General features: G+C 31.9%; 22 protein-coding genes. 5 read left to right on the plus strand and 17 right to left on the minus strand.

Going from position 1 to position 21,077, the window contains the following annotated elements; translation table 11 throughout:
* Nucleotides 1–52 precede the first annotated feature (52 nt).
* Together ACQ0RB_RS05135 and ACQ0RB_RS05140 are read right to left on the minus strand one after the other, a co-directional pair.
* Nucleotides 53–1,294: an oligosaccharide flippase family protein gene (locus ACQ0RB_RS05135; protein ID WP_430496957.1), complete on the minus strand. Its 1,242-nt coding sequence runs from the start codon at nt 1,292–1,294 to the stop codon at nt 53–55.
* Nucleotides 1,295–1,322: 28 nt separating this feature from the next.
* Nucleotides 1,323–1,601: an STAS domain-containing protein gene (locus ACQ0RB_RS05140; protein WP_131506127.1), complete on the minus strand. Its 279-nt coding sequence runs from the start codon at nt 1,599–1,601 to the stop codon at nt 1,323–1,325.
* 153 nt (nt 1,602–1,754) lie between these two features.
* On the opposite strand from ACQ0RB_RS05140, the gene ACQ0RB_RS05145 reads away from it, so the two are divergent.
* A complete protein-coding gene (locus tag ACQ0RB_RS05145) occupies nt 1,755–3,815 on the plus strand; it encodes a tetratricopeptide repeat protein (RefSeq protein ID WP_430496960.1) in 2,061 nt (686 codons plus the stop codon).
* Nucleotides 3,816–3,882: 67 nt separating this feature from the next.
* On the opposite strand, the gene ACQ0RB_RS05150 is transcribed toward ACQ0RB_RS05145, so the two are convergent.
* The 14 genes from ACQ0RB_RS05150 to ACQ0RB_RS05215 form a co-directional block, all read right to left on the minus strand.
* Nucleotides 3,883–6,339, minus strand: a complete 2,457-nt coding sequence (locus tag ACQ0RB_RS05150) for a DUF4114 domain-containing protein (RefSeq protein ID WP_430496962.1) — start codon at nt 6,337–6,339, stop codon at nt 3,883–3,885.
* A gap of 92 nt (nt 6,340–6,431) precedes the next feature.
* Nucleotides 6,432–7,148 (minus strand): LytR/AlgR family response regulator transcription factor, encoded by a 717-nt coding sequence (locus ACQ0RB_RS05155; RefSeq protein WP_430496963.1) that lies wholly within the window; start codon nt 7,146–7,148, stop codon nt 6,432–6,434.
* A 9-nt stretch (nt 7,149–7,157) separates the two neighbouring features.
* The gene (locus ACQ0RB_RS05160; RefSeq protein ID WP_262732245.1) at nt 7,158–7,475 is read right to left on the minus strand and encodes an Hpt domain-containing protein; all 318 of its coding nucleotides are present in this window, start codon (nt 7,473–7,475) and stop codon (nt 7,158–7,160) included.
* The gene (locus ACQ0RB_RS05165) at nt 7,462–8,529 is read right to left on the minus strand and encodes a sensor histidine kinase (RefSeq protein ID WP_430496966.1); all 1,068 of its coding nucleotides are present in this window, start codon (nt 8,527–8,529) and stop codon (nt 7,462–7,464) included. The genes ACQ0RB_RS05160 and ACQ0RB_RS05165 overlap by 14 nt, the downstream gene beginning before the upstream one ends.
* Nucleotides 8,529–9,662 carry an FIST signal transduction protein gene (locus tag ACQ0RB_RS05170; RefSeq protein WP_430496967.1) on the minus strand — a complete coding sequence of 378 codons (1,134 nt, stop codon included), beginning with the start codon at nt 9,660–9,662 and terminating at the stop codon, nt 8,529–8,531. Before ACQ0RB_RS05170 ends, ACQ0RB_RS05165 begins: the two co-directional genes overlap by 1 nt.
* Nucleotide 9,663: 1 nt before the next feature.
* On the minus strand, nt 9,664–11,256 hold the full coding sequence (locus ACQ0RB_RS05175) for a sensor histidine kinase (RefSeq protein WP_430496969.1): 1,593 nt from the start codon (nt 11,254–11,256) through the stop codon (nt 9,664–9,666).
* Complete coding sequence (locus ACQ0RB_RS05180; RefSeq protein ID WP_430496971.1) at nt 11,253–11,795, minus strand: heme NO-binding domain-containing protein; 543 nt, start codon at nt 11,793–11,795, stop codon at nt 11,253–11,255. Before ACQ0RB_RS05180 ends, ACQ0RB_RS05175 begins: the two co-directional genes overlap by 4 nt.
* The gene (locus ACQ0RB_RS05185; RefSeq protein ID WP_131506135.1) at nt 11,795–12,205 is read right to left on the minus strand and encodes a response regulator; all 411 of its coding nucleotides are present in this window, start codon (nt 12,203–12,205) and stop codon (nt 11,795–11,797) included. The genes ACQ0RB_RS05180 and ACQ0RB_RS05185 overlap by 1 nt, the downstream gene beginning before the upstream one ends.
* Nucleotides 12,206–12,324: 119 nt before the next feature.
* On the minus strand, nt 12,325–12,687 hold the full coding sequence (locus ACQ0RB_RS05190; RefSeq protein WP_430496974.1) for an MmcQ/YjbR family DNA-binding protein: 363 nt from the start codon (nt 12,685–12,687) through the stop codon (nt 12,325–12,327).
* A gap of 289 nt (nt 12,688–12,976) precedes the next feature.
* Nucleotides 12,977–13,585, minus strand: coding sequence for a DUF4230 domain-containing protein (locus ACQ0RB_RS05195; RefSeq protein ID WP_131506137.1), 609 nt, complete (start codon nt 13,583–13,585; stop codon nt 12,977–12,979).
* A 15-nt stretch (nt 13,586–13,600) separates the two neighbouring features.
* Complete coding sequence (locus tag ACQ0RB_RS05200; protein WP_430496976.1) at nt 13,601–14,350, minus strand: cyclase family protein; 750 nt, start codon at nt 14,348–14,350, stop codon at nt 13,601–13,603.
* The gene (gene hemW, locus ACQ0RB_RS05205; protein ID WP_430496978.1) at nt 14,351–15,520 is read right to left on the minus strand and encodes a radical SAM family heme chaperone HemW; all 1,170 of its coding nucleotides are present in this window, start codon (nt 15,518–15,520) and stop codon (nt 14,351–14,353) included.
* A 37-nt stretch (nt 15,521–15,557) separates the two neighbouring features.
* Nucleotides 15,558–16,157: a crossover junction endodeoxyribonuclease RuvC gene (gene ruvC / locus ACQ0RB_RS05210; protein ID WP_243832934.1), complete on the minus strand. Its 600-nt coding sequence runs from the start codon at nt 16,155–16,157 to the stop codon at nt 15,558–15,560.
* A 3-nt stretch (nt 16,158–16,160) separates the two neighbouring features.
* Nucleotides 16,161–16,796, minus strand: a complete 636-nt coding sequence (locus ACQ0RB_RS05215; protein ID WP_430496981.1) for an outer membrane beta-barrel protein — start codon at nt 16,794–16,796, stop codon at nt 16,161–16,163.
* A gap of 24 nt (nt 16,797–16,820) precedes the next feature.
* Between ACQ0RB_RS05215 and ACQ0RB_RS05220 the strand changes: the two genes are divergently transcribed.
* The 4 genes from ACQ0RB_RS05220 to ACQ0RB_RS05235 are packed head-to-tail and all read left to right on the plus strand — an operon-like array spanning nt 16,821 to nt 20,573.
* Nucleotides 16,821–17,798 carry a lysylphosphatidylglycerol synthase transmembrane domain-containing protein gene (locus tag ACQ0RB_RS05220; protein ID WP_430496983.1) on the plus strand — a complete coding sequence of 326 codons (978 nt, stop codon included), beginning with the start codon at nt 16,821–16,823 and terminating at the stop codon, nt 17,796–17,798.
* Nucleotides 17,795–18,919 (plus strand): glycosyltransferase, encoded by a 1,125-nt coding sequence (locus tag ACQ0RB_RS05225; RefSeq protein WP_430496985.1) that lies wholly within the window; start codon nt 17,795–17,797, stop codon nt 18,917–18,919. The genes ACQ0RB_RS05220 and ACQ0RB_RS05225 overlap by 4 nt, the downstream gene beginning before the upstream one ends.
* A gap of 52 nt (nt 18,920–18,971) precedes the next feature.
* A complete protein-coding gene (locus ACQ0RB_RS05230; RefSeq protein WP_430496986.1) occupies nt 18,972–19,835 on the plus strand; it encodes a hypothetical protein in 864 nt (287 codons plus the stop codon).
* Nucleotides 19,836–20,573, plus strand: a complete 738-nt coding sequence (locus tag ACQ0RB_RS05235; RefSeq protein WP_430496988.1) for a Bax inhibitor-1/YccA family protein — start codon at nt 19,836–19,838, stop codon at nt 20,571–20,573. It abuts the gene before it with no gap.
* On the opposite strand, the gene ACQ0RB_RS05240 is transcribed toward ACQ0RB_RS05235, so the two are convergent.
* Nucleotides 20,570–21,046: a hypothetical protein gene (locus tag ACQ0RB_RS05240; RefSeq protein ID WP_430496990.1), complete on the minus strand. Its 477-nt coding sequence runs from the start codon at nt 21,044–21,046 to the stop codon at nt 20,570–20,572. The two genes, ACQ0RB_RS05235 and ACQ0RB_RS05240, sit on opposite strands and share 4 nt — an antisense overlap.
* Between the last annotated feature and the right edge of the window lie 31 nt (nt 21,047–21,077).

Consider the following 21,077-nt stretch of genomic DNA (forward strand, 5'->3'; position numbering starts at 1 on the left):
CAGAACGTCTTTTACTGTAGACGAATGGTAATTTGTTATAGATTAAGTTTTTTTAACGTCTTTTTTGATCAATTACAAAGAATACCACTTGAATTAATAACAGCAACACCATGGCTATAATTTGCATGTGTACCACTTGTTCTAAACTGTCGTGAAAGAATACGACTAAACCTACTTGAAGCATTCCAAAAAGACCTGAAATAACCACTGGAACATATCTACCTAAAGACAAATAGTAGTAAGCAAACAAGTTTGATATTGCAAACAGTCCTGTTGCTAATGCGTACTTCCATAACAATGGAGCCATTGCTAAATAACTATCTCCAAATAGTAGTGCAATAGCTGTTTCAGGAAACAAAGCGCAACCAATAATTATCAAAGCTGCAATAGTTGCTATGTAACCAACATATTTAAATAAAATAGGTGCTGTTTCTTTTCCTTCTTTTTTAAGTTGAATTACAGTTGGCAACAACAACATTACAAACATCCAAGCTATAAAGTAAACGATTCTACCTATAAGCGCTAGCGAAGCATAAAGACCTGCATCATAAGACTCAAAGTAATGCTTAACCAGTAATATGTCACTGTTGTTAATTATAATTTGTGTTAATTCATAAAACGCTGTTATTAAGAAAAAACGTTTTACTTGCTTTGAATACGCTGAAGGTATTGCATAAGATGATTTAAAACTAAATCCTTTAAACTTGAATGGTATTAAACCAAACCCAAAAGAAATTAAAATACCTACAGCAATAACTACTGAAGACTGTATGTTGAATAAAAAAATTAAACCTAGTGTGATGAGTAGTCTACTCAACATTTCAGATTGGTAAGTAACTGATAATGCTTTAAATTGCTTTTTACCTTGAAAAACACCTCTGTTTACACTCATTAAAAAATACAAAGGCACTCCAATACCAAAAATAACGAACATACTAGACGAAGATGTATTAAAAACCACCTGTAAGTCTTTAGCAAAAAATACTATTAAAGCTCCAAATGCTAAACCAAATATTGTGGCATTTTTATAGATTTTAGCTATAAAGCTGTTAAAAATTTCATTCTCAAAAATCACTGAAAATTTAGCAGTCACCAACTGAAATGTCATTGCTACAAATGATAGCACCAACAAAAAAGTGATTAATACTGCGGCATCAGCAAATTGAGCAGGTCCTAAAACACGACCTAAAATAAGATTGTATAAATAGTTTCCTCCGTTTACAGCCAAAACGCTTAACATAAACAGCTGTTCTGGAGACATTTTCTTAACTTTTATTGTAGTAGTTGCTTGCATGACTTTAGGGCTTTAAGATCAAACTTGTTTAGGCTACGTTTTTAAGTCTTAACTCGTCAAAAATTTCTTTACAACCATTACCTAAAATGTAAAATGGCTTTTTCCAAGCTTCTGCTTTTTCATAAAGTGATTTTAAAGCTCTCATTCCGTTAGAATCAATTTCAGTTACATTATTGATGTCTATCGATAATCCGTTTCCTGAATTAAGTGCAATTGCAAAATGCGCTTGAAAATAGCTTGCAGTTGCAGCGTTAATTCTCCCTTTTACTTCAAATGTTTTCTCGTTTCTTGTAATACTAAGTGCCATAATCCAATTATTTTTGTGTGTTTGTTTTTGATTTCTGATACAAATATCTTTCAGAAAACACTGTAAAATGGTTGAATTTCGGTGAGTGGTCGATTGGTGTAGACGAATGATTAAATACGAATGCTTAACTTGCAATTAACTAAACGCTAAAACATGAAACTAAAACCTTTTGTTTTATTTATCTTTTTCTTAAGTAGTATTGTTGCCTACTCGCAAAACATGCAAGAAGGGTTTACATATTTAGAAACAGGAAAGTACAATGAAGCTGAAGCTTTTTTTAAACATATTTTAAAAGAATATCCCAATAACAAAACAGCGCGTTTATGTTTTGGAAGAGCTGTTGGATTAAACGGAAACCCTGAACAAGCCAAAATTCTTTTTACCAACTTACTTGCCGATCATCCTAACGATTTTGAAGTGAAATTAAATTATGGTGAATCTTTACTTTGGAATAAAGAATTTAATCAAGCTAAACCCTACTTTAAAGATTTAATTAAAGAAGACCCTAAAAGTTTTCCTGCTTTGTTAAGTTATGCAAACACCTTGTCTAACTTAAAAGATTATGAAAATGCTTTAATTTATGTAGACAAAGCGCTTGAGGTTTCTAACAACAATCCTAATGCGCTAACTTCTAAAAAATACATGCATTTAGGCTATGCTTACCAAAATCAACAAGCACAAAACTATGATGTTGCTGAAACTATTCTGAAAAAGAATTTAGAACTCTTTAAGGATGACAAAGACACGCTTCTCAATTTAGCTAATCTGTACTTAATTGCTAACAGACTAGAAGATGCCGAAGCAACTTATACTATTTTATCTAAAAATCCTGAAAACAAAATTTTAGCATTGAATGGTTTGTCACTAGTTGCACACTTAAATGGAAAAGAAAAAAAGGCTTTAGCTTTAAGCTCTCAAGCCTATGAAAGTTTAGAGGCTTCATCTGACGAAAAAACAAAACAACAAACTACAGAACGTTATATTCAGGCGCTTATTTGGAATAAAAAATATAAGCCAGCAAACACACTTATTAATTCTATAATAGAAACAAACCCTAATGAGAATTGGATATTAGCACTTCGAGCGACACTTAATATTTATAGAAGCGATTTCAAAAAGAGTCTAAATGATTACAATCTCATTTTACAAAACGACAGCACATCGTTTGATGGAAATTTAGGAAAAGCCAATGCATTAAAAGCTTTAGGTAAGTATGACGATGCTTACACATCTGCTGAAAACACTTTAAAATTCTACAACAAACAAAAGGACGCAACTAATTTTATAACAACACTTGATAATAATTTCACGCCTTTTTACGAAGGAAAAGCGTCTTACTCTTTTGATAATGGCGACAATGAAGCCTTTGCATTTAGTAATAATTTAGAATTCCCTCTTTCAACAAAATTTAAAATTTTAGGAAACTACAATTACAGAACCACAAAGAACACTACCACCAATAATAAAGCAACTTCAAACGATTTCAGCCTAGGATTATCCTATCAATTAATACCAACTATTACTTTTAAAGCTACAGCTGGTATAACATCGGCAAATGCTAGCCCAAGTGATTACACGCAGTTACTAACTGATATTTCTTTCAACATTAAACCTTATAAATTACAAGATTTAACTATTGGCTACAAACGTGAGATACAAAGTTTTAATGCTGAATTATTAGATAGAGAAATTGTTCAAAATAACTTTTATGCTAATTATAACGTAAGCACAAATTTTAATTTAGGATGGTTTACTCAATATTTTTACACAAGTCAAAATGACAACAACACTAGAAATCTTCTTTTCACATCTTTGTATTATAACATCTTACCCAAACCATCACTTAAAGCTGGTTTAAACTACCAATACATTACATTTAAAGACCAAGTGCCTACAGTTTATTTTTCTCCTGAAAAGTTTAACGCAGGAGAAGTATTTGTAAACATCATTAAAGATGAAGCTATTACAAAGCCTAAAGAATGGTTTTATGAACTTACTGCTGCAACAGGCTTACAGTTTATAGAAAACAACAAAAGCCAAAGTACTTATAGAGTACAAGGTAAGTTAGGTTATAGTTTTTCTGATCGTTGTTTGGCAAATATATTTGGAACACGAAGTAATATTGCATCAACAACTGCTGCTGGTTTTACTTTTACCGAAATAGGCATACGCTTTAAATGGTTACTCTTTGATAAGCCGTTGTTTAGAGACTAAATACTATATAAACGAAAAGGCAAAAAACTTTCGTCTTTTGCCTAATCTTCTTGCTAATAATCAGGGACTACTTGATAAGCAGCTTCAAAGTATCATAGGTTTGTGTTTTGCTTATTACTTTACAGAAATACAAACCAGAGCTTAAATTGTTTCTATTTATGTTAATTACATTTTTTCCTTGTGAAACATTACTATTCATGTAGTATACCTGCTTACCTAACTGGTTGTACATTACAAATTGCACAGTCTCATTTTGATTAGCCATAAACTGAATAGATGTGTTTACAGTCATTGGATTTGGTATAGCAGTTACAGTATTATTTAGAGTTTCCTCTTCATATGTTTCTAAGTCTAATGTTTCTGCCTCTTGTCTAAATTCTAGTCCATTAATTCCAATATTGAAAGGTGCATAACTTGCATAATCTCCTATTACCGAAAACACTATTGTTTTTACATCATTTATAGTAGCTGATACGCCATTACCATCTACAAAATCAGAAAAAGAAATTGTATAAGTTGTTTCGTTTTGATTTTCTGGAATTGTGTATCTAAATCTATTATTCCAATCTTGCAGGTTTTCTTGCATTAATACAATTTCTATTGGCATATTGTTAGTTATATTGAATTTTAATGCTGAATACTCGGTTACATCTAGTGTTTGATCTCCTGGTAGCACGTGTCTGAATAAGTTTACATTACCCTTTACTTGACCAGAAACCATAGGCTGTCTTTCAACTTCATAAGCATCATCAGTATAATCTATTGCTTGATTGTCTACAAAAAATGTATCTATTGTTGCATATTCTTCAAGATAATCAACTCCCCAAGGTCCATCAGCCAAATACAACGCGTCTTGTTGTGTTGATGCACTTGTAGTTAATGAGAACCCAATATCAAACAAACTTCCTGTTTGTATAGAAACCGAATCATTCCAATCTCCATTTAAGCTTACTACTTGTGTCATATTTGTTCTATCAGACACTTCTGTTGCTGCAATACTACCATTGAATGTAAATGATGATGCACTAACTTTGTTAATGATATTTAAGTGTAACGCACCATTACTGTAATATCCTGAACTCACAAACACTGGAGGAACTACATCGCTTAAAGCTTCACTATTTAAAGGCTTTTCAGCAGTTAAAGTATCAATAATGTGATTTCCTATTGAAAATACTTGTGAGAATGAACTACCCCAAATTTGGAAGTTATAATAATCGCCTTCTGGGTATTGTGCTATATTCCAAAAGCTATATAATTCATTAGCTGCATCACCTAACTTTACTGAAAAACTTAAAGTAAACTCTGTTTCTCCTGTAGCTCTTTTTATTTTTGAACTTATAATTTGATGACCTCTTACAGTTACGGTTCTAACATCTTCTAGAGATGAACTATTTAATCTATCACAAATTACCTTTGAGTGATCATAAATACTACCTTCTGTTGCTGTTGCTAAAACTGCTGAAACTCTAGTTTCTTCTTTATAAAAATCTACTGAAAATATTTCTGATGCGTTTGTTACACCTAGTAAATCTTCTGGACTAGACACATAAGCAGTTTCTGTTCCGTACATACCTGTTTCTGGCAAATAAGACTCTAATGTTGGTGTGTTTGTACTAGATCTGTACAGTATTTGTTGCTTAATAAATGGTGCTTGTTGCACTTTTCTATTTTGAACTTGACCTGTTTTAGTTCTTTTAAAATTTCTTTTAGCAATTAAACCTGCTAAATTACCATTACTTTCAAGTCCGCCATCATTAGCTGAAGACACATCAGTTGCACTTGAAACATCAGCATAATTTGTTGTTCTTAATGCCTCATATGGATTTGCTGACACATAAAAAATAGCATCGTTAAAATCGTTATCACAAGAGCTATAATCTCTTCTTATATCTTCAAAACCAAGAATGATACGCTCATTATTTGGATCGTTTAGTAACACATTATGGTGTCTTAAATTTTCTTGAGCTTCAGGGTTATAATCTGGATTTGAAAATAATTGCCATAAACCATTTCCAACAGAACTACTACTAGAGCTCCAAGCATTTGCCAACAACACCCAACCAATTCCCGTTCCTGGTTGAAATGTTCCTATTTTCACTTTATCTCCTACTACTAATCCGCCACCACTGCCTAATGCTGACACATTAGGAAAAATAATAGTAATGTCTTCTGGTTGAGGCGCAGTAGCTGGTGGATTGTTTACATCATACGTATAAAAACCTAAAACATTTTTATAACCTGCACCTTCGCTAACAAATGTTACCCAAACATCTGCTAAATCATCAATAATTAAATCGGTATCATATCCTGATGAAATGTAATGCGGATTGTAATCTGGCACAGGATAACTTTCAGGTAAAGAACTGCTAATCATTTCTAATGTAGCAACATCAACGGTGTCTCCTATAGGTTCTAAATAATCTGGAACTCCATTTGCGCTGTAAGATCCTAAATATTGATAGTTTTGAGCGTTGATTGTAGCACTCAAGCATAAACATAATAATAGTAGTAGTTTTTTCATGATATAATAGATTTATACCACAAAACTATACTGTTGTTAAGGTGTAAAGATTATTTTTCGACGAGTAAAAATTTACTGTAGACGAATGGAATTTAAAGCAAGTTAAGACGTTTCATTAATTCTGGTCTATTAGAACGACTTACCGGAATTACATCTTTTTTAATAAGTACGCTATTATCTTCTATATCAATAATTTTATCAACGTTAATGATATAGGAACGATGTATTTTCAAGAACAAATCGTTAGGCAGTTTCTCTTCAATTTTTTTTAAGGTAGAATGTACTGTGTAGTTTTTATCTTCGGTTTTTACATTAATGTAATCGCCTTTGGCTTCAACCAAATATATGCTTGGAATATCAATCTTAATTAAACGCCTATCAATATTTACATACAAGTCGTTACCTGAAGTTGTTTCTATTTTTTCTGTATCAGCATCAGACTTTTTAGGTGCTGTACTTGCTACGCTTTCAGCTTTTAAAATGGCTTTTTGAAAACGTTCAGGTGTAATAGGTTTAACTAAATAATCAACAATACAATCATACTCAAAAGCTTCAATAGCAAATTTAGGATCTGAAGTGGTAAGTATTATTTTTGGAGGATTTTTTAGAGTTTGAATAAAATCAAAACCTGTAAAATCAGGCATATGAATATCTAAAAAAATCAAATCGACTTCGTTTTGATTTAAATATTTTATGGCTTGTATAGCATTAGGAAATTCTTCTAGAACGTTTAAACTAGAAATATTACTACATAACTGCGAAATGATAGCTCGTGCAGTAGCTTCGTCGTCAATAATTATACAATTCATAAAATTAGGTTATAGGGTCTCTAAAAACTCTGTCATGATTTGTAAGATAGATTCAAAATCTTCTTTACCTGTTGTGCTACTTTCTACAAGGTTATGCTCATAGGTAACAGCAACATCATAACTTTTTTCAAGTCCTAAAATACTAATTTTATGTTTAAGTTTATGAACGTTTTCGGCAGCCTCCTTAAAATTATTAGCGTTTATGTTATTAAAATAAATGCGCTTTTCTTCAGGAAACTCTGTTTTTATAATATCTATTAGCTTTTGCTCAAAGGCTTTGTCTCCTCCTGACATACTTGCTATGTAAGATAAATTAGGCTGCTCCATCTAGTTGTTTTTTTAAGGTAAAAAAGAATGTGGTTCCTTCATTAAGTTTAGAGGTTAACCAAATTTCACCTCCATAAATTTCTACAATCTTTTTTACTATTGACAATCCTATTCCTGTTGAGTCCACACTGTTTTCAAGTTTTTCAAAAGTGTTAAATATCTTATCATGATATTGCTCATCAATACCTATACCATTATCCTTGATATAAAACTCCCAGTGTTCGCCTTTATCTAAAGCACCTAATTCTACAAAACCATTTTCTTTGTCGTTATACTTAATAGCATTATCAATAAGGTTTTGAAATAATTGAATCAATCTGCTTTTGTCTCCATAAATCTGTGGTAAATGGTTTACTTTAACCTTGAAATTTCCAGGTAAATGCATAACCGAAACCAACTCATTTACCAGGTTTTTTAAATCTACATCATAAAACTCTACTTCACTTTTCGAAATGGTTGAGTATTGTAAAATTCCATTGATAAGCGTGTCCATTTTTTCAACATTGGCTCTTATCAAGTTAAGTTGAGAATTACAATGAGCGTCTAGTTTGTCTTTATTATCTTCTATTAACCAAGACACAAGTGTATCAATACTGCGAAGAGGAGATTTTAAATCGTGAGATACCATATGTGCATAATCACTAAGTTCTTGGTTTTGGTGCTCTAACTCTTTTAATAATTTTTCTCGCTGCTTATTAATTTCTAAAATTTCTCTTGCTTGATTATCAATAAAATCGACAAGTTTTAGTTCATTTAAATCATTATTACTTTCACTCTCACTAGAAGTATTATCCACTAGACCTTTAAACGTTTTTGTAACTCGCTTAAGCTTGTCTATAATCTTTTTTTGAGATTCAGCTTCTTCCCTTAGTTTTTGATTAGCTTCAAACAGTTCATCAGAGCTAATGGTCATTGCACGCTGTTGCATATTAAACTGCTCATCAAAGTTGGTGTATGACCTATCAACAGCATCTAAAAACTGTTCTATTTTTTCATCTGAGGCTAATTCTTCAGTTAAGTATTTTCTTATTTGACGTTTTAGTAATGAATTCATTATTCGCTTATTAGCGTTATAGTCATGGTTTGATTATGTAATTGACAGTTAATTTCAAGATTAAAAGGCGCTATTTCTCCATAAGAGTAAAAACCACAAATTGTTGTATCGTCTCCGACTATTGAAACTACTTCTTCAATCTCTTCCTCAACACGTTGGTCTAATACAAGTTTTCTACCAATACAACTAACTAGTAATGCTAATTGAGGTTTTGTTTTTCGTTTTTCAATTGCTTGTTTAGCAGCCAATTCTGATGCATTTGCAATATTATCTACATTGGTCATCATTAATTGCACTCTAGAATTCTCAGGAATATCACCTGCTAAAACCATAGCGTTAGTTTCTTCATCAATATTTAAAATAGTACGCACATAAGACTGCTTTTCGCTGGCAGACAACACATTAAGCGGATACAACAATGCTGCTGCTGGTAACTCTTTAGATTTTTCACCTAAATACTTTTTATACAAATCTAAAGCTGGTTGACCATCTAGCTCAAACAACACATTAGACTCTGACGAAGTTACTACACGTTCGGGTCCAAAAGGTGTCCAACCTCCATGAATTGCAAATGAAGCTTCAAAAGTTTCGCCATAAAAACCAATAGCAATTATTTCTCCTTGCTTAGGGTTTTCATTGTATGATGCTAGTGTTTTTTCAAAACGTGCAGCATCACCACATAAACCTCCTGTAACAAGTAACTCATTATCACTTGCTGCATTCATACCTTTAGTAAGCTGGCTTCCGTTTATAAAACTTCCTTCAGAAATTACGAAAACGTGTTTTAATCCTTCTTGGTCGAACTGATTTACTAGATCTTGTCCTGTTTTAAAACTGTCTAAATCTGAATTTAATACGTTACTCCTTTTTATTTGAAATGTGCTTCTTTCAAACTCAATTGCTGTTACAGTTATGCTATCATCTGAAACAAATTGAGAAGTTATATCTCCACTAGTTGAACCAAATACAAGATGACCATCTGGGAATTTTTGACGAAGCTCATCGTAAATCCCTTCATCTTCTAATAAAAATCTATTACCAAACACTAAAACCAAAGGTTGTTTTAATGTTATATCATTTGAAAGATATTCCCATCCTTGGTCTTGTTGTTTTCTTAACTGTACTGTTTTCATATTATTTTTTTAATGTGAAATAAAATGTGGTTCCTTTTTTGGGCTCACTTTCTAACCATATTTCACCTTCGTGTAAATTGACAATCTTTTTTACAATAGATAAGCCAACACCTGTTGAGTCTTTACTTTTGTTTAACGAATGAAAGATTTTAAAAATTTTATCGTGATATTGTTTTTCAATTCCTATACCATTATCAGACACTGAAAACTGATAAAACTCTCCTACGTCTTTAACATTAATATGAATTTCTCCTTTTGGTTTATCAATGAACTTTACAGCATTGCTAATTAAGTTTTGAAACAATTGCTGCAGTTTTACTTTATCTCCTTTTACAACAGGTAACTCATTAGCCACAGAAATATTTATATGTTTTGGAACATATAGTATTTGACACAGCTCATTAACAACTTCGCTTAAATTTACATCAATTTTTTCTTTATCATCTGAACCAACACTAGAATATTCTAAAATATCAGAAATGAGTTGTTCCATTTTTTCCAAAGTGGTTTCAATATGACTTATATTTTGAAGACTTGCCTCATCAAGCTTATCTTTATTATCTTCTTTAATCCATTGCATTAAAGCATCTATACTTCTTAGAGGAGATTTTAAATCGTGAGATACTATGTGAGCATACTCTTGAAGTTCATTGTTACTTTTTTCTAATTTAGATAAAAGGTTTTCCTTTTGTAATTGTAAGCTTTTTAGGTCAGTAATATCTAGATGAATTCCTATTGAACCAATGACATCTCCATTTATATCATAATTTGGAGCTCCACTAATTAACCAATGCCTTATATTGCCTTGTTTAGTTTTTACTTTTATTTCGTATGAGTTCGATTCTCCTTTTAAACGGTTAGTATTTTCCTCTGCAATAACATCAGTCCCACCTTCAATAGGGAAAATGAGTCCTCCTTTTTTACCTTTTAGTTCTTCTTCAGTATACCCAGACATTTCAGAAAAACTCTGGTTAATCATTTGAATTTCATCATCATTATTCACCTCCACAAGACCTAAATTCATGTTAGCAATAATGCTACTGTACTTTTGTTTTTCGGCTTCAATAGCTGATCTATACTTATTTTCCAAAGTAATGTCTCTTACTATTCCTTGAGCTGCTACAGGTTTATTGTCATCATTTAAAATGATACTTGCGTTGATTTGAACTAGCTTTTGTTCTCCATTTTTAGTGTTCAGTTTTATTTGAAAGTTTGTAATTGAACCTTCAGTAATTAAGGCTTCAAAACTGTTCATGACATTATCAACTTCTGATGGGTCTGCTAGTTCTAATAGATTTAAATTGTCTTTTTCATTATTGAAGCCTAGTAAATTTATTGCAGCATCATTCATTTTAATGACATTTCCCCATAGGTCCATTACCACATAGGCATCAACAATGTTTTCAAAAACACCTTTAAGTTCTAGTGTTTTTTCTTTAACAAGCTTTTCGAGTTTTTTATTGGATTCTTGTAGTTTTTGGGTAGTATCATAGAGTTGAGCAGACTTTTGTTCTAAGATTTCTTCGGCTGCTTTTCGTGCAGCTTTTTCTCTTGCAAGTGCTCTTTTAAGAATCTCTATTTCTTCTTGACTCATTGTTTTTTATTAATGGTAAACCTTACTTCAGTACCTTCTTCATTAAGTTTTTCAAAATCAATTTCAGCTGGTACTTTAAACAGTTTAAAGGTTTCTAACATTAATCCTTTCCCTAGCATATACAATGCCTTATCAGATTTATAAACCATTACCATTTTGGTGTCGGTTTTTTCTTCTAATTCAAACGTAGGTAATTGTGCCTCAGGATAAATTTTCTTGACCTCAACATGAATATGATTTTCTATGGAAGCTAATAAATCCATTGGGTCTTTGTAGTGTTCAACTAAGTTTGGATGCAATTTTATTAGGGCTTTAAACAAATGTTCAGAATACACCATTAGTAAATCATCTACAGAGATGTCAGTATTTTCACTTAAATGCGAAATAAGTTGAAGCATCTCTGAAAACTCATAGGTTCCAACTGCAGTGTAAACACCGTTTGACTCTAAATTTGATTGGTTAATGATTTTATCAACCATAACTAAACCAAATTTTTCTTCAACTAACTCTAAAAACTCTGTAAAAATTATTCCTTTCACTATGCTGTAATTAATTCGTTAATACTCCAATATGCTAATAATTTTTCAATTTTAGAAACATAATCTTCATATTTTAATGGTTTTAAAACATAGCCTGCAATTCCAATTTTGTAACACTCCAGTAAATCTCGTTGATTATTAGAGGTTGTAAGAATTATAGTAGGAATATATTTAAGTCTATCATCATTTTTAAGGATTTTTAAAAACTCAATACCGTTAATTTTAGGCATGTTAAGATCCAACAAAATGATATCAGGAAGATTATCTTTTTGCTCAAGAAGTTTTAAGGCTTCTTCACCATTATTAGCTTCTCTTATTTTATGATTTAGTTGAAGTGAGCTAGAAGCTCTATTAAGCTTCATTACTTCAATCATATCGTCTTCTATAAGTAAAACATTGAGGGTTTTCATGTCAAATAATTAATATTAATCTGTAAAATAAATTAATACTTAATATTTGTATCTTTTAATTCGTTTGAGGGTGATTAAGTGTCGACGAATGGAATTTAAGTGTCGACGAATGAAATTGACTAGCTTAACTGATCTCTCATTTTTTTAGTCATTCCCTTAACTACCATATCATAAGAATGATCAATGAGTTCAAATAGAAATGCTGCAGAAATCTCACCAGAATTGAGCTCAACAGAGTTCCAATGCACTTTGCTCATATGGTATCCTGGATAAATACTATCGTACTCAGCTCTTAACTCTTGGGCATACTCAGGGTCGCACTTTAAATTAATGAAGCGATTACCTGACTCCCATTTTTCAAGTCCTATTAAAGCAAACATTTTACCTAAAACCTTAAACACTAAGGTGTGTTCATCAAAAGGAAAATCTTCAGTAACGCCTTTCTTCTTTAAACAGTGATTACGTAGTTGGTCTATGTTCATTTGGAATAAAGTATATATAAAAGAAAGATGAGGTTTATAATAATCGCTAAGTAGTGAATTTTATAGTTAAAATCAATTTTCCGATTTAATACATTAAATAATACCCAATCAACTATTATCCACGTAGAAGCTAAAATAACAATAAATAAAGGTATTATAAAACCTATTGGTGGTGTATGACTTGATACTAAACCATATTTTAAACTTGAAAAAACTGTTAATAAAGCGCCAAACGCGTATACTGCACATTTTATATAATAGTAAATGTTATTCCTGACAATTTTCAAAATCATGAAATTTGTTTAACGTTGTTGTCTTCAATTTTTAATGCTGAATAGTCTAACGACCAACCAATGGTTTGCACGATATTTTCAATTAATGAAATGGCCTCAAGCGCTTCTTGTTTTGCGACATTAAACAGTCCGCTTTCTGGCACTTTGTTCATAATATGAATTTTTGCTTCGTTGTGCAACTCAGTTAAATCAGAAGCTTCAAACTTATTGAACATACCATCTTTTTTATCGTAATAATTTAAATCGGTTTCAACACTTAGCACTTCAGGTTGTGGAAAATGATACAACTTTACGGTTTTTGTTTTAGTATCCGATTCCATTTTTATTTTTGATAAATCAAATCCAACATGTGCTTTGGCGTTGATAACCACGAGTGCTTTCTTTTTACTTGTAACTAGTTTTAGAAAGCGTTCTTTTACATCTTCGTAATGATAAATTTCGGCAAAATCACCTTCAACAGTAATAAACTTACACACTTTTTTAATTTTGTCCAAGAGTATAACCGATTGAGAATTTGTGCGCTTTTTAATTTGAAATTGCTTCACTATAGTTACAATAGCCAAGGTTACCAAAATGCTAATAATGATTATAAAAAATGTTTCCATAATTACGTTCTGGTTTTAATCTAAAATTTCATACAAAACAGGTTTACTTGGTGTAGCATCGTTTTCAAAAGGTGCTATTTGCAGGTTTAAAAAGTAAGTACCATCTACCACATTATTAGGCACAAAAATAAACTCGGTTATGGTTGCATCTAACCTTAGTTTTCCTGTGGTATTCCAAAATGCATTATGAGCCAACAGCTTACCTTCGTCCTTTTCTTTATCTACACTAGGCAAATCGATAAGTAAGTGCTTAACGCCTTTCTTTTTTAAATAATTAGCAGTCTCCTCAAGCAAATACGTTGGGTTTGTATTTGAATACTGCATTGACAGCTTTTCTTTGGTATTTGGTATGGTTCTTATGACTACTGCATCTCTTTTTTTGTTTCCTAATGCAAATTGCACTTGCTTTTTAGAAATCACAAAATCATCATTCAATTTTTCTGGTGCAACCGTAATAACTTCAGCTAAAAAAAAGAAGGTATTCAGGTTTTGGTTTATAGAGTGTACTTTTTTTGTAATGTGTCCTACGCACTCGGTATGTGTACCATGAGCATGTGGATTAAACTGAATGTTATTGAAGTTTACTGGTGAACCTTCAGCTACACTTGCAATCCAATCTTCTATTTGAACAGGTTCAATTTTTGGTTCGTCAATATACCACGCATTTACATTTTGTTTTGAGGCAATTAACGGTATGGATATGTCAATTGGTTGTGAAAAATCTATTTTATATTTGTTTGAGTTGTATTGTATGCTTGCAATCATTTATGTGTTTATTTTAAATAAGTCTGAAGCGATGCCATCGCTTAAAAATTTTCCTTTTTTGGTGACTAACAATTTGTCCTCTTCAATATACAACAAATCATTTTTTAAATGAATATCTGCCTGATTCAAAAGATAGCTTTTGTAGTCTTTACCAAAATCACGTTCAACTTTATCTAAAGACACTCCCCAAATAGTACGCAACCCAGTCATAACATACTCGTTGTATGCATCAGTTACTGTTAGGGTTTCGATTTCTATTGGTAGTTCGTGATTTAATATTGATTTAATGTATTTTGAATTGTTATTTATGTTCCAGCCTCTAGTGGCTCCATCAAACGAATGTGCTGAAGGACCTATGCCTAAGTAAGGTTTTCCTTGCCAATAAGCAGAATTATTTCTACTAAAGAAACCTTCTTTTCCAAAGTTTGAAAGTTCGTAATGCACAAACCCATTTTGGTTTAGCTTTTCAATTAATATATGAAACTGCTCATTAGCCAAATCATCGTCAACATTGGCTATAATACCTTTTTTTATGAAATGTTCCAAAGCTGTTTTAGGTTCTACGGTTAAAGCGTAGCTTGAAATATGAGGAATATTAAACTCTAATGCAGTGTCAATATTTTCAATCCAACGTTCATTGGTTGACCCTGGAATTCCATAAATTAAATCGATAGAAATATTGCTGAAATATTGTGTTGCTTGCTCTAAACAGGTTTTAGCTTCATTGGCATTATGAGCACGATTCATTAGCTTTAAATCATCTTCAAAAAAAGACTGAATGCCTATACTCAATCTATTTACAGAACTTTTTGACAATGCTTTTAAATACTCTAGATTTAAATCATCAGGATTTGCTTCTAGAGTAATTTCGGCAGTTTCAGAAACCTGATAATCTATTTTTATCAAGCTAATAAGCCATTCAATATCTTCAACTTTTAAAATGCTTGGAGTTCCACCACCAAAATAAATGGTCTCTATTGTGGTGTTTTTCATTTCGTTTTTACGCAAAATGAGTTCCACTTTAAGAGCAGACAACATTTTATCTTCTTGCTTTAACGATGTAGAAAAATGAAAATCGCAATAGTGACAAGCTTGCTTGCAAAATGGTATATGAATGTAGATTCCTCCAGCCCCTTCTAACTTCCCCAAAGGGGAAGAACTATTACTCAAATTTTTATTAATGACATCTTTCACTATACTGACTTCATCATTTATTTTTTCTCAAATCTACAATAGGGTTATTTTTTGCTCCTCCTTTGGAGGTTGGGAGGCTATTCTGCTTCACAAAGCTTGCCCAACCAGAATAGCTTTTACCAACCTCCACTCTACCTTCGTTGTAAAAATGGCAAACTGCAGCTGCTAAACCATCGGTTGCATCTAGGTTTTTAGGTAACGTTTTTAAACCTAAAGTACTTTGTAACATTTTAGCTACTTGTTCTTTACTGGCATTACCATTTCCTGTAATTGCCATTTTAATTTTCTTTGGTGAATACTCAGTAATTGGTACTTCTCTAGATAAACCTGCAGCCATAGCAACACCTTGAGCTCTACCCAATTTTAACATACTTTGTACGTTCTTCCCAAAAAAAGGTGCTTCAATTGCAATTTCATCAGGATGATGAGTTTCAATTAGTTCAATGGTACGTTCAAAAATGAGCTTCAGTTTTAAATAATGGTCGTCGTATTTTTTTAAATCCAATTCGTTCAACTGCAAAAACTGCATAGTCTTCCCAACAACTTTTATAAGCCCAAAACCCATAATTGTTGTTCCAGGATCAATACCTAATATAATTTTTTCTTTACTCATGTATTAACAATATTGACAACCACTTAATGAAAAGGTTATACCAAAAGTTACCGTTAATAAATTTCCATTAAAAGCACCATAACCTTCAGTAATTGGGTCAAAATCCTTTCCAAAACCTAAAATGTATGATACATCAGTGTAAAATGACATACGTCTGTTAAAAGCATAATGCACTTCCAAGCCTGCCATTGCATTTAAAAACGACACATCGTTTCCTGAATAATTACCAAGCGGTTTCACAAACGAATATCCAGGTCCTGCATGTGCTACAAGTCCCATTCGCTCTGGAAGAAACGTAAGGGTTTCGGATGGATCGTAGACCACTTGCAAATTAAGTCTTGTATAATTGGTTTTAAATTCTGGCGAACTATCTTCACTTGAAAATCGGTTAAATCCAAAATCAACCTTTGCTCCCAACTGCGATTTAAACATGTGTTGAATTCCTAAATTCACTGTCGGAAAATTTATAGGCTTACTCTCAAAATCAGCCACAAAACCTGACTGCGACGGATTGTTAAACCCGAGTGCCAATTGTGCTTTCCATTTGTTAGTATCTCGTTGCGCTGTAAGTGTTGCTGTAACAAACACCATAAACACACATACTAAGAGTGATTTTATATGTTTAAAATTTGAGGTCATAGTCTAATTGGTTTTATTTGTAATATGCTTCTAGGAACGCTTTCTTACAAAACTAAGCAATTCTTTGTTGTGCTTATTAAATTAAGCATAGTTGTTGGCGCATTTTATTTTATTTATAAAAAACTGACAGATAATGAGTATTTAGATTTTAACGATTTTACTCGATTTTTATCCGAAAACAAGTCGTTTTCAACAAAAAACATTGCTTTTTTAATCATTTTAAGCATTTTTAATTGGTTTTTTGAAATTGTAAAATGGAAAACTTTAGTCGATTCCATAAAAAATATAACCTTTAAAAATGCACTTGAACAAACCTTAGGTTCATTAACAGCATCATTAATTACACCTAACCGAATTGGTGAATATGGAGCTAAAGCAGCTTACTATACTAAAGCATTTAGAAATCGAATTGCACTATTAAACCTTGTAGGCAATATGATGCAAATGACAGTTACAGTACTTTTTGGTATTGCTGGTCTTATCTTTTTTAAATTAAACTACAACCTGGACATCAATTACCTTAAAGTATCAAGGTTTTTGTTTATTATACTTTTGGTAATAGTGTTAACCCTTTTTGGAGCTAAGCATAAAACATTCAAAATAAAAGGAAATACGCTACAAAAGATCATTCATTTCATTATCTATTTACCAAAAACTGTTTTAGTTAAAGGGTTTTTACTTTCTGTAATTAGGTACGCGATTTTCTCATTTCAGTTCTATTTTCTGCTCACTATTTTTGGAGTAAATGTACACTACAGTAATGCTATGATTGTAATTACAAGCATGTACCTATTAGCCTCTATTATTCCTTCCATTTTTATTTTTGATGTAGTGATAAAAGGGAGTGTTGCTGTGTATTTGTTTTCTATTGTTGGCGTAAATGAGCTTACTATTTTATGCATTGTAACGTTAATGTGGTTGTTGAATTTTGTCATTCCGAGTGTATTTGGAAGCTATTATGTCCTAAATTTTAACCTACCTAAAAACACCACAAACACATGAGTTTAATAGCACTTATTATTGTGATCCTATATCTAGCTTTAATTGGAAGCTTGATTTTAGGCTTTGACAAAGTGATTGAATTTACTTTAAAAGATGTTACACCAGAAAACAGGTTTTCAATACTTATTCCTTTTAGAAATGAAGCTGAAAATTTACCTGCTTTACTACAAGCTATTTCAACACTAAATTACCCAAAAGCACATTTTGAAATTATTTTTATTGATGACGATTCTGAAGACAATTCAGTAACACTCATTAATGCGTTTCAAAAAAAATCGAAGCTAAACATAAGCTTGATAAAAAACATTCGCAGTTCAAACTCTCCAAAAAAAGATGCTATTACATTAGCTATTTCACAAGCAAAACACCCTTGGGTAATTACCACAGATGCTGATTGCGTTTTACCTATATATTGGCTTGATAGTTTTGATTGTTTTATACAAGAGCGTCAACCCGATTTTATTGTAGCTCCAGTAACGCTTAGCCATTGCAATACGTTTTTTAAACGCTTTCAATTACTTGAAATTTTAAGTCTGCAAGGAGCAACTATTGGTGGTTTTGGTATCAACAAACCATTTTTGAGTAATGGTGCCAACTTAGGTTTTAAAACAGATTTTTTCAATACTGTTAACGGTTATCAAGGCAACAACACCATTGCTAGTGGTGATGATATTTTTCTTTTAGAAAAAGCTATTAACCATCCTCAAACGCAAGTAGAGTATTTAAAATGTGATAAAGCTGTTGTAACTACAATACCTGAAAACAGTATAAAAAGCTTATTTGCACAACGCGTTCGTTGGGCAGCAAAAACAAGTAACTATCGTAATATTTTTGGGAAGCTTTCTGGATTAATCATTTTTACAATGAATGCTGCATTGCTTTGTTATTTACTATTTGCTATTTCAGGAGTTGTTTCATATAAAGAGTTGGTATATGTGTTTGCTATAAAATTTTGTATTGACTTTCTTCTCATTTTTAAAAGCGCTCGGTTTTTTAACCAAGAACATACTTTGTTCTCATATATTTTTGGCTGTTTTTTATATCCTTTTTTTAGTGTTTTTGTGGCCTTCACATCTGTTTTTAAAGGATATAAGTGGAAAGGAAGAGCATACCGAAAATGATGTTTTATCATTTATTTTTGTTAGATTTACTAAACTATAATCCTAAATCCTGATGAAAAAAATAGTCGCTATTCTCTGCATCTTGTTAAGTTATGCTTCAATGAGTGCTCAAGACACCTACACTGTAAATGGTGAAACCCTAGAGTTAAAGACCGAAATTGATGGAAACCTGGATTTACTTTGGACAACTATTGATGGTAAATACCGTTATTTTGTAAGAACTCAAAACAACACCATCTTAGAGTTAAAAAACACCAAAGGTGACAATAACAAATACCAAGAAGAGTATAAAACCACGCTAGACAATGTCATGGAAGATTATGGTTTATCAACTGATAAGGTAAAACTCACACTTGGCAGCCTTAAAGACTTTATTGATATGTACAACAGTACGTCTGACGTGTCTTACCAAACGCAACTTAAAAAAAACAAACTCGAACTACGCTTAGGTGTTTTTGGTGGTATTACCAACAATCCTTTTGTTCCAAACCCTGACAATTTAAAATCTCCTGTTTTTGGAACCGAACTAGAAGTGATTACTAATGCTGAAAAACCTATACACTCTGGGTTTTTACAACTTAGACAAGTTCTTAAAAACGATGATTTAGAATACACCTCAACCGAGTTTTCTTTAGGTTATAGGTTGAGAGCTATTAATATTTCAAACTTAAGTATTTATGGCAATGTAAAATTTGCAACACTCAACTTTAGTAAAGTAACTGTAGCAACCGAAGATGACGTTATTGAAGAAAGCGACACTTCTTTTAATGCGCCTTTTATTTTTGGATTAGGTGCCGATTACAAAGTGGGCAACGGTTATATTACATTTGGATTTAATCAATTATTTGCTTTAGATTTAGACACTAACGACAATTTCCCAACTGATTTTACATTGGGTTACAAGTTTACGCTGTAAATGAAATTATCAAATTTTAAAACCTCTAACCCAGCCTTTACACCTTATTTTTGGGGCGACAACAAAAAGCCTGAAGCAAAAATGACTGTTTCAGGGATTTTTGTAAAATCCATGTTATCCATATTGGTTATTGCTGCAGTTACTGCTGGAGTTTGGAAACTTCATGAAGATGGAATGGATGTAAGCTGGTTTACACTTGGTGGTATGATTGCCTCAATAATTGTAAGTGTAATGATTTCTTACAAGAACAATTGGGCACATATTTTAGTGCCTATTTACTCCATAACCAAAGGTTGTTTTTTAGGCGGTTTTTCGGCTTATGTAAGAGTTAAATTTCCTGAAATGCCTTATCAAGCTATTGGTGTTACCATTGTAACTTTTTTTGTAATGCTCATTTTATACCAAACACGAGTTATTGTAGTTACCAAACAACTTAGAAGTGTAATTATTACAGCTGCTGCAAGTATATTTTTGGTGTATATCATTTCGTTTATTTTAGGCTTTTTTGGTATCAAATCGTTTATTTGGGGAACTTCTTGGGTTGCCATTGTTTTTAATGTAGTTGCAGCAATTGTAGCTTCGTTTTCATTGTTGTTGGATTTTGATTTTATAGAACGCCATAAAAACAAAGCGCCAAAATATAAAGAATGGCTTGCCACTTGGGGACTTCTAGTGACTCTAGTTTGGTTGTATGTTGAAATTTTACGCTTAATGCGAAAGCTAGCAATTCGGTTTTAATTGATACTAACTATTACAGGAAGATTAAATTGAGTCGTTACCTGTTGACTGCGTTTAATTGCTGGATATATTTTTGGCAACGAATCAAAACTATGAGTTAACAAACTATCCAACTCAGGAATTTGTTGACGTGTGACATCAGAACTTTTAATGTCTTCAATAGTGAATTGACCTTTGCTATCTATTTTAATTTTTAAAATAACAGTATCATTAACGTCTTCAGAAACTACAATGTTATGTTTTGAAAGGTTTTCGTTTAGTATGTTTCTTAGTGTATTTTCAAAGCAGTTTTTTTTGTTTGCCTTACCTGAAGTGGTGTCGCACGATGCAAATGTAGGATACTCATCAACATCATTCCAGTTGAAGGTTTGCAACTCTTCCTGAAGAATTTCTTCTGTAGAAATCTTCTGTTTATCAAAATAGTCGCAAGACACCAACGTAAAAACACAAAAAATAAAGAATAAGTGCTTCATTAATATACTACTGAAGCCGAAAAGTACAATT

The organism is Gaetbulibacter sp. PBL-D1, assembly GCF_050509525.1.
Classification (GTDB): Bacteria; Bacteroidota; Bacteroidia; order Flavobacteriales; family Flavobacteriaceae; genus Gaetbulibacter_B; species Gaetbulibacter_B jejuensis.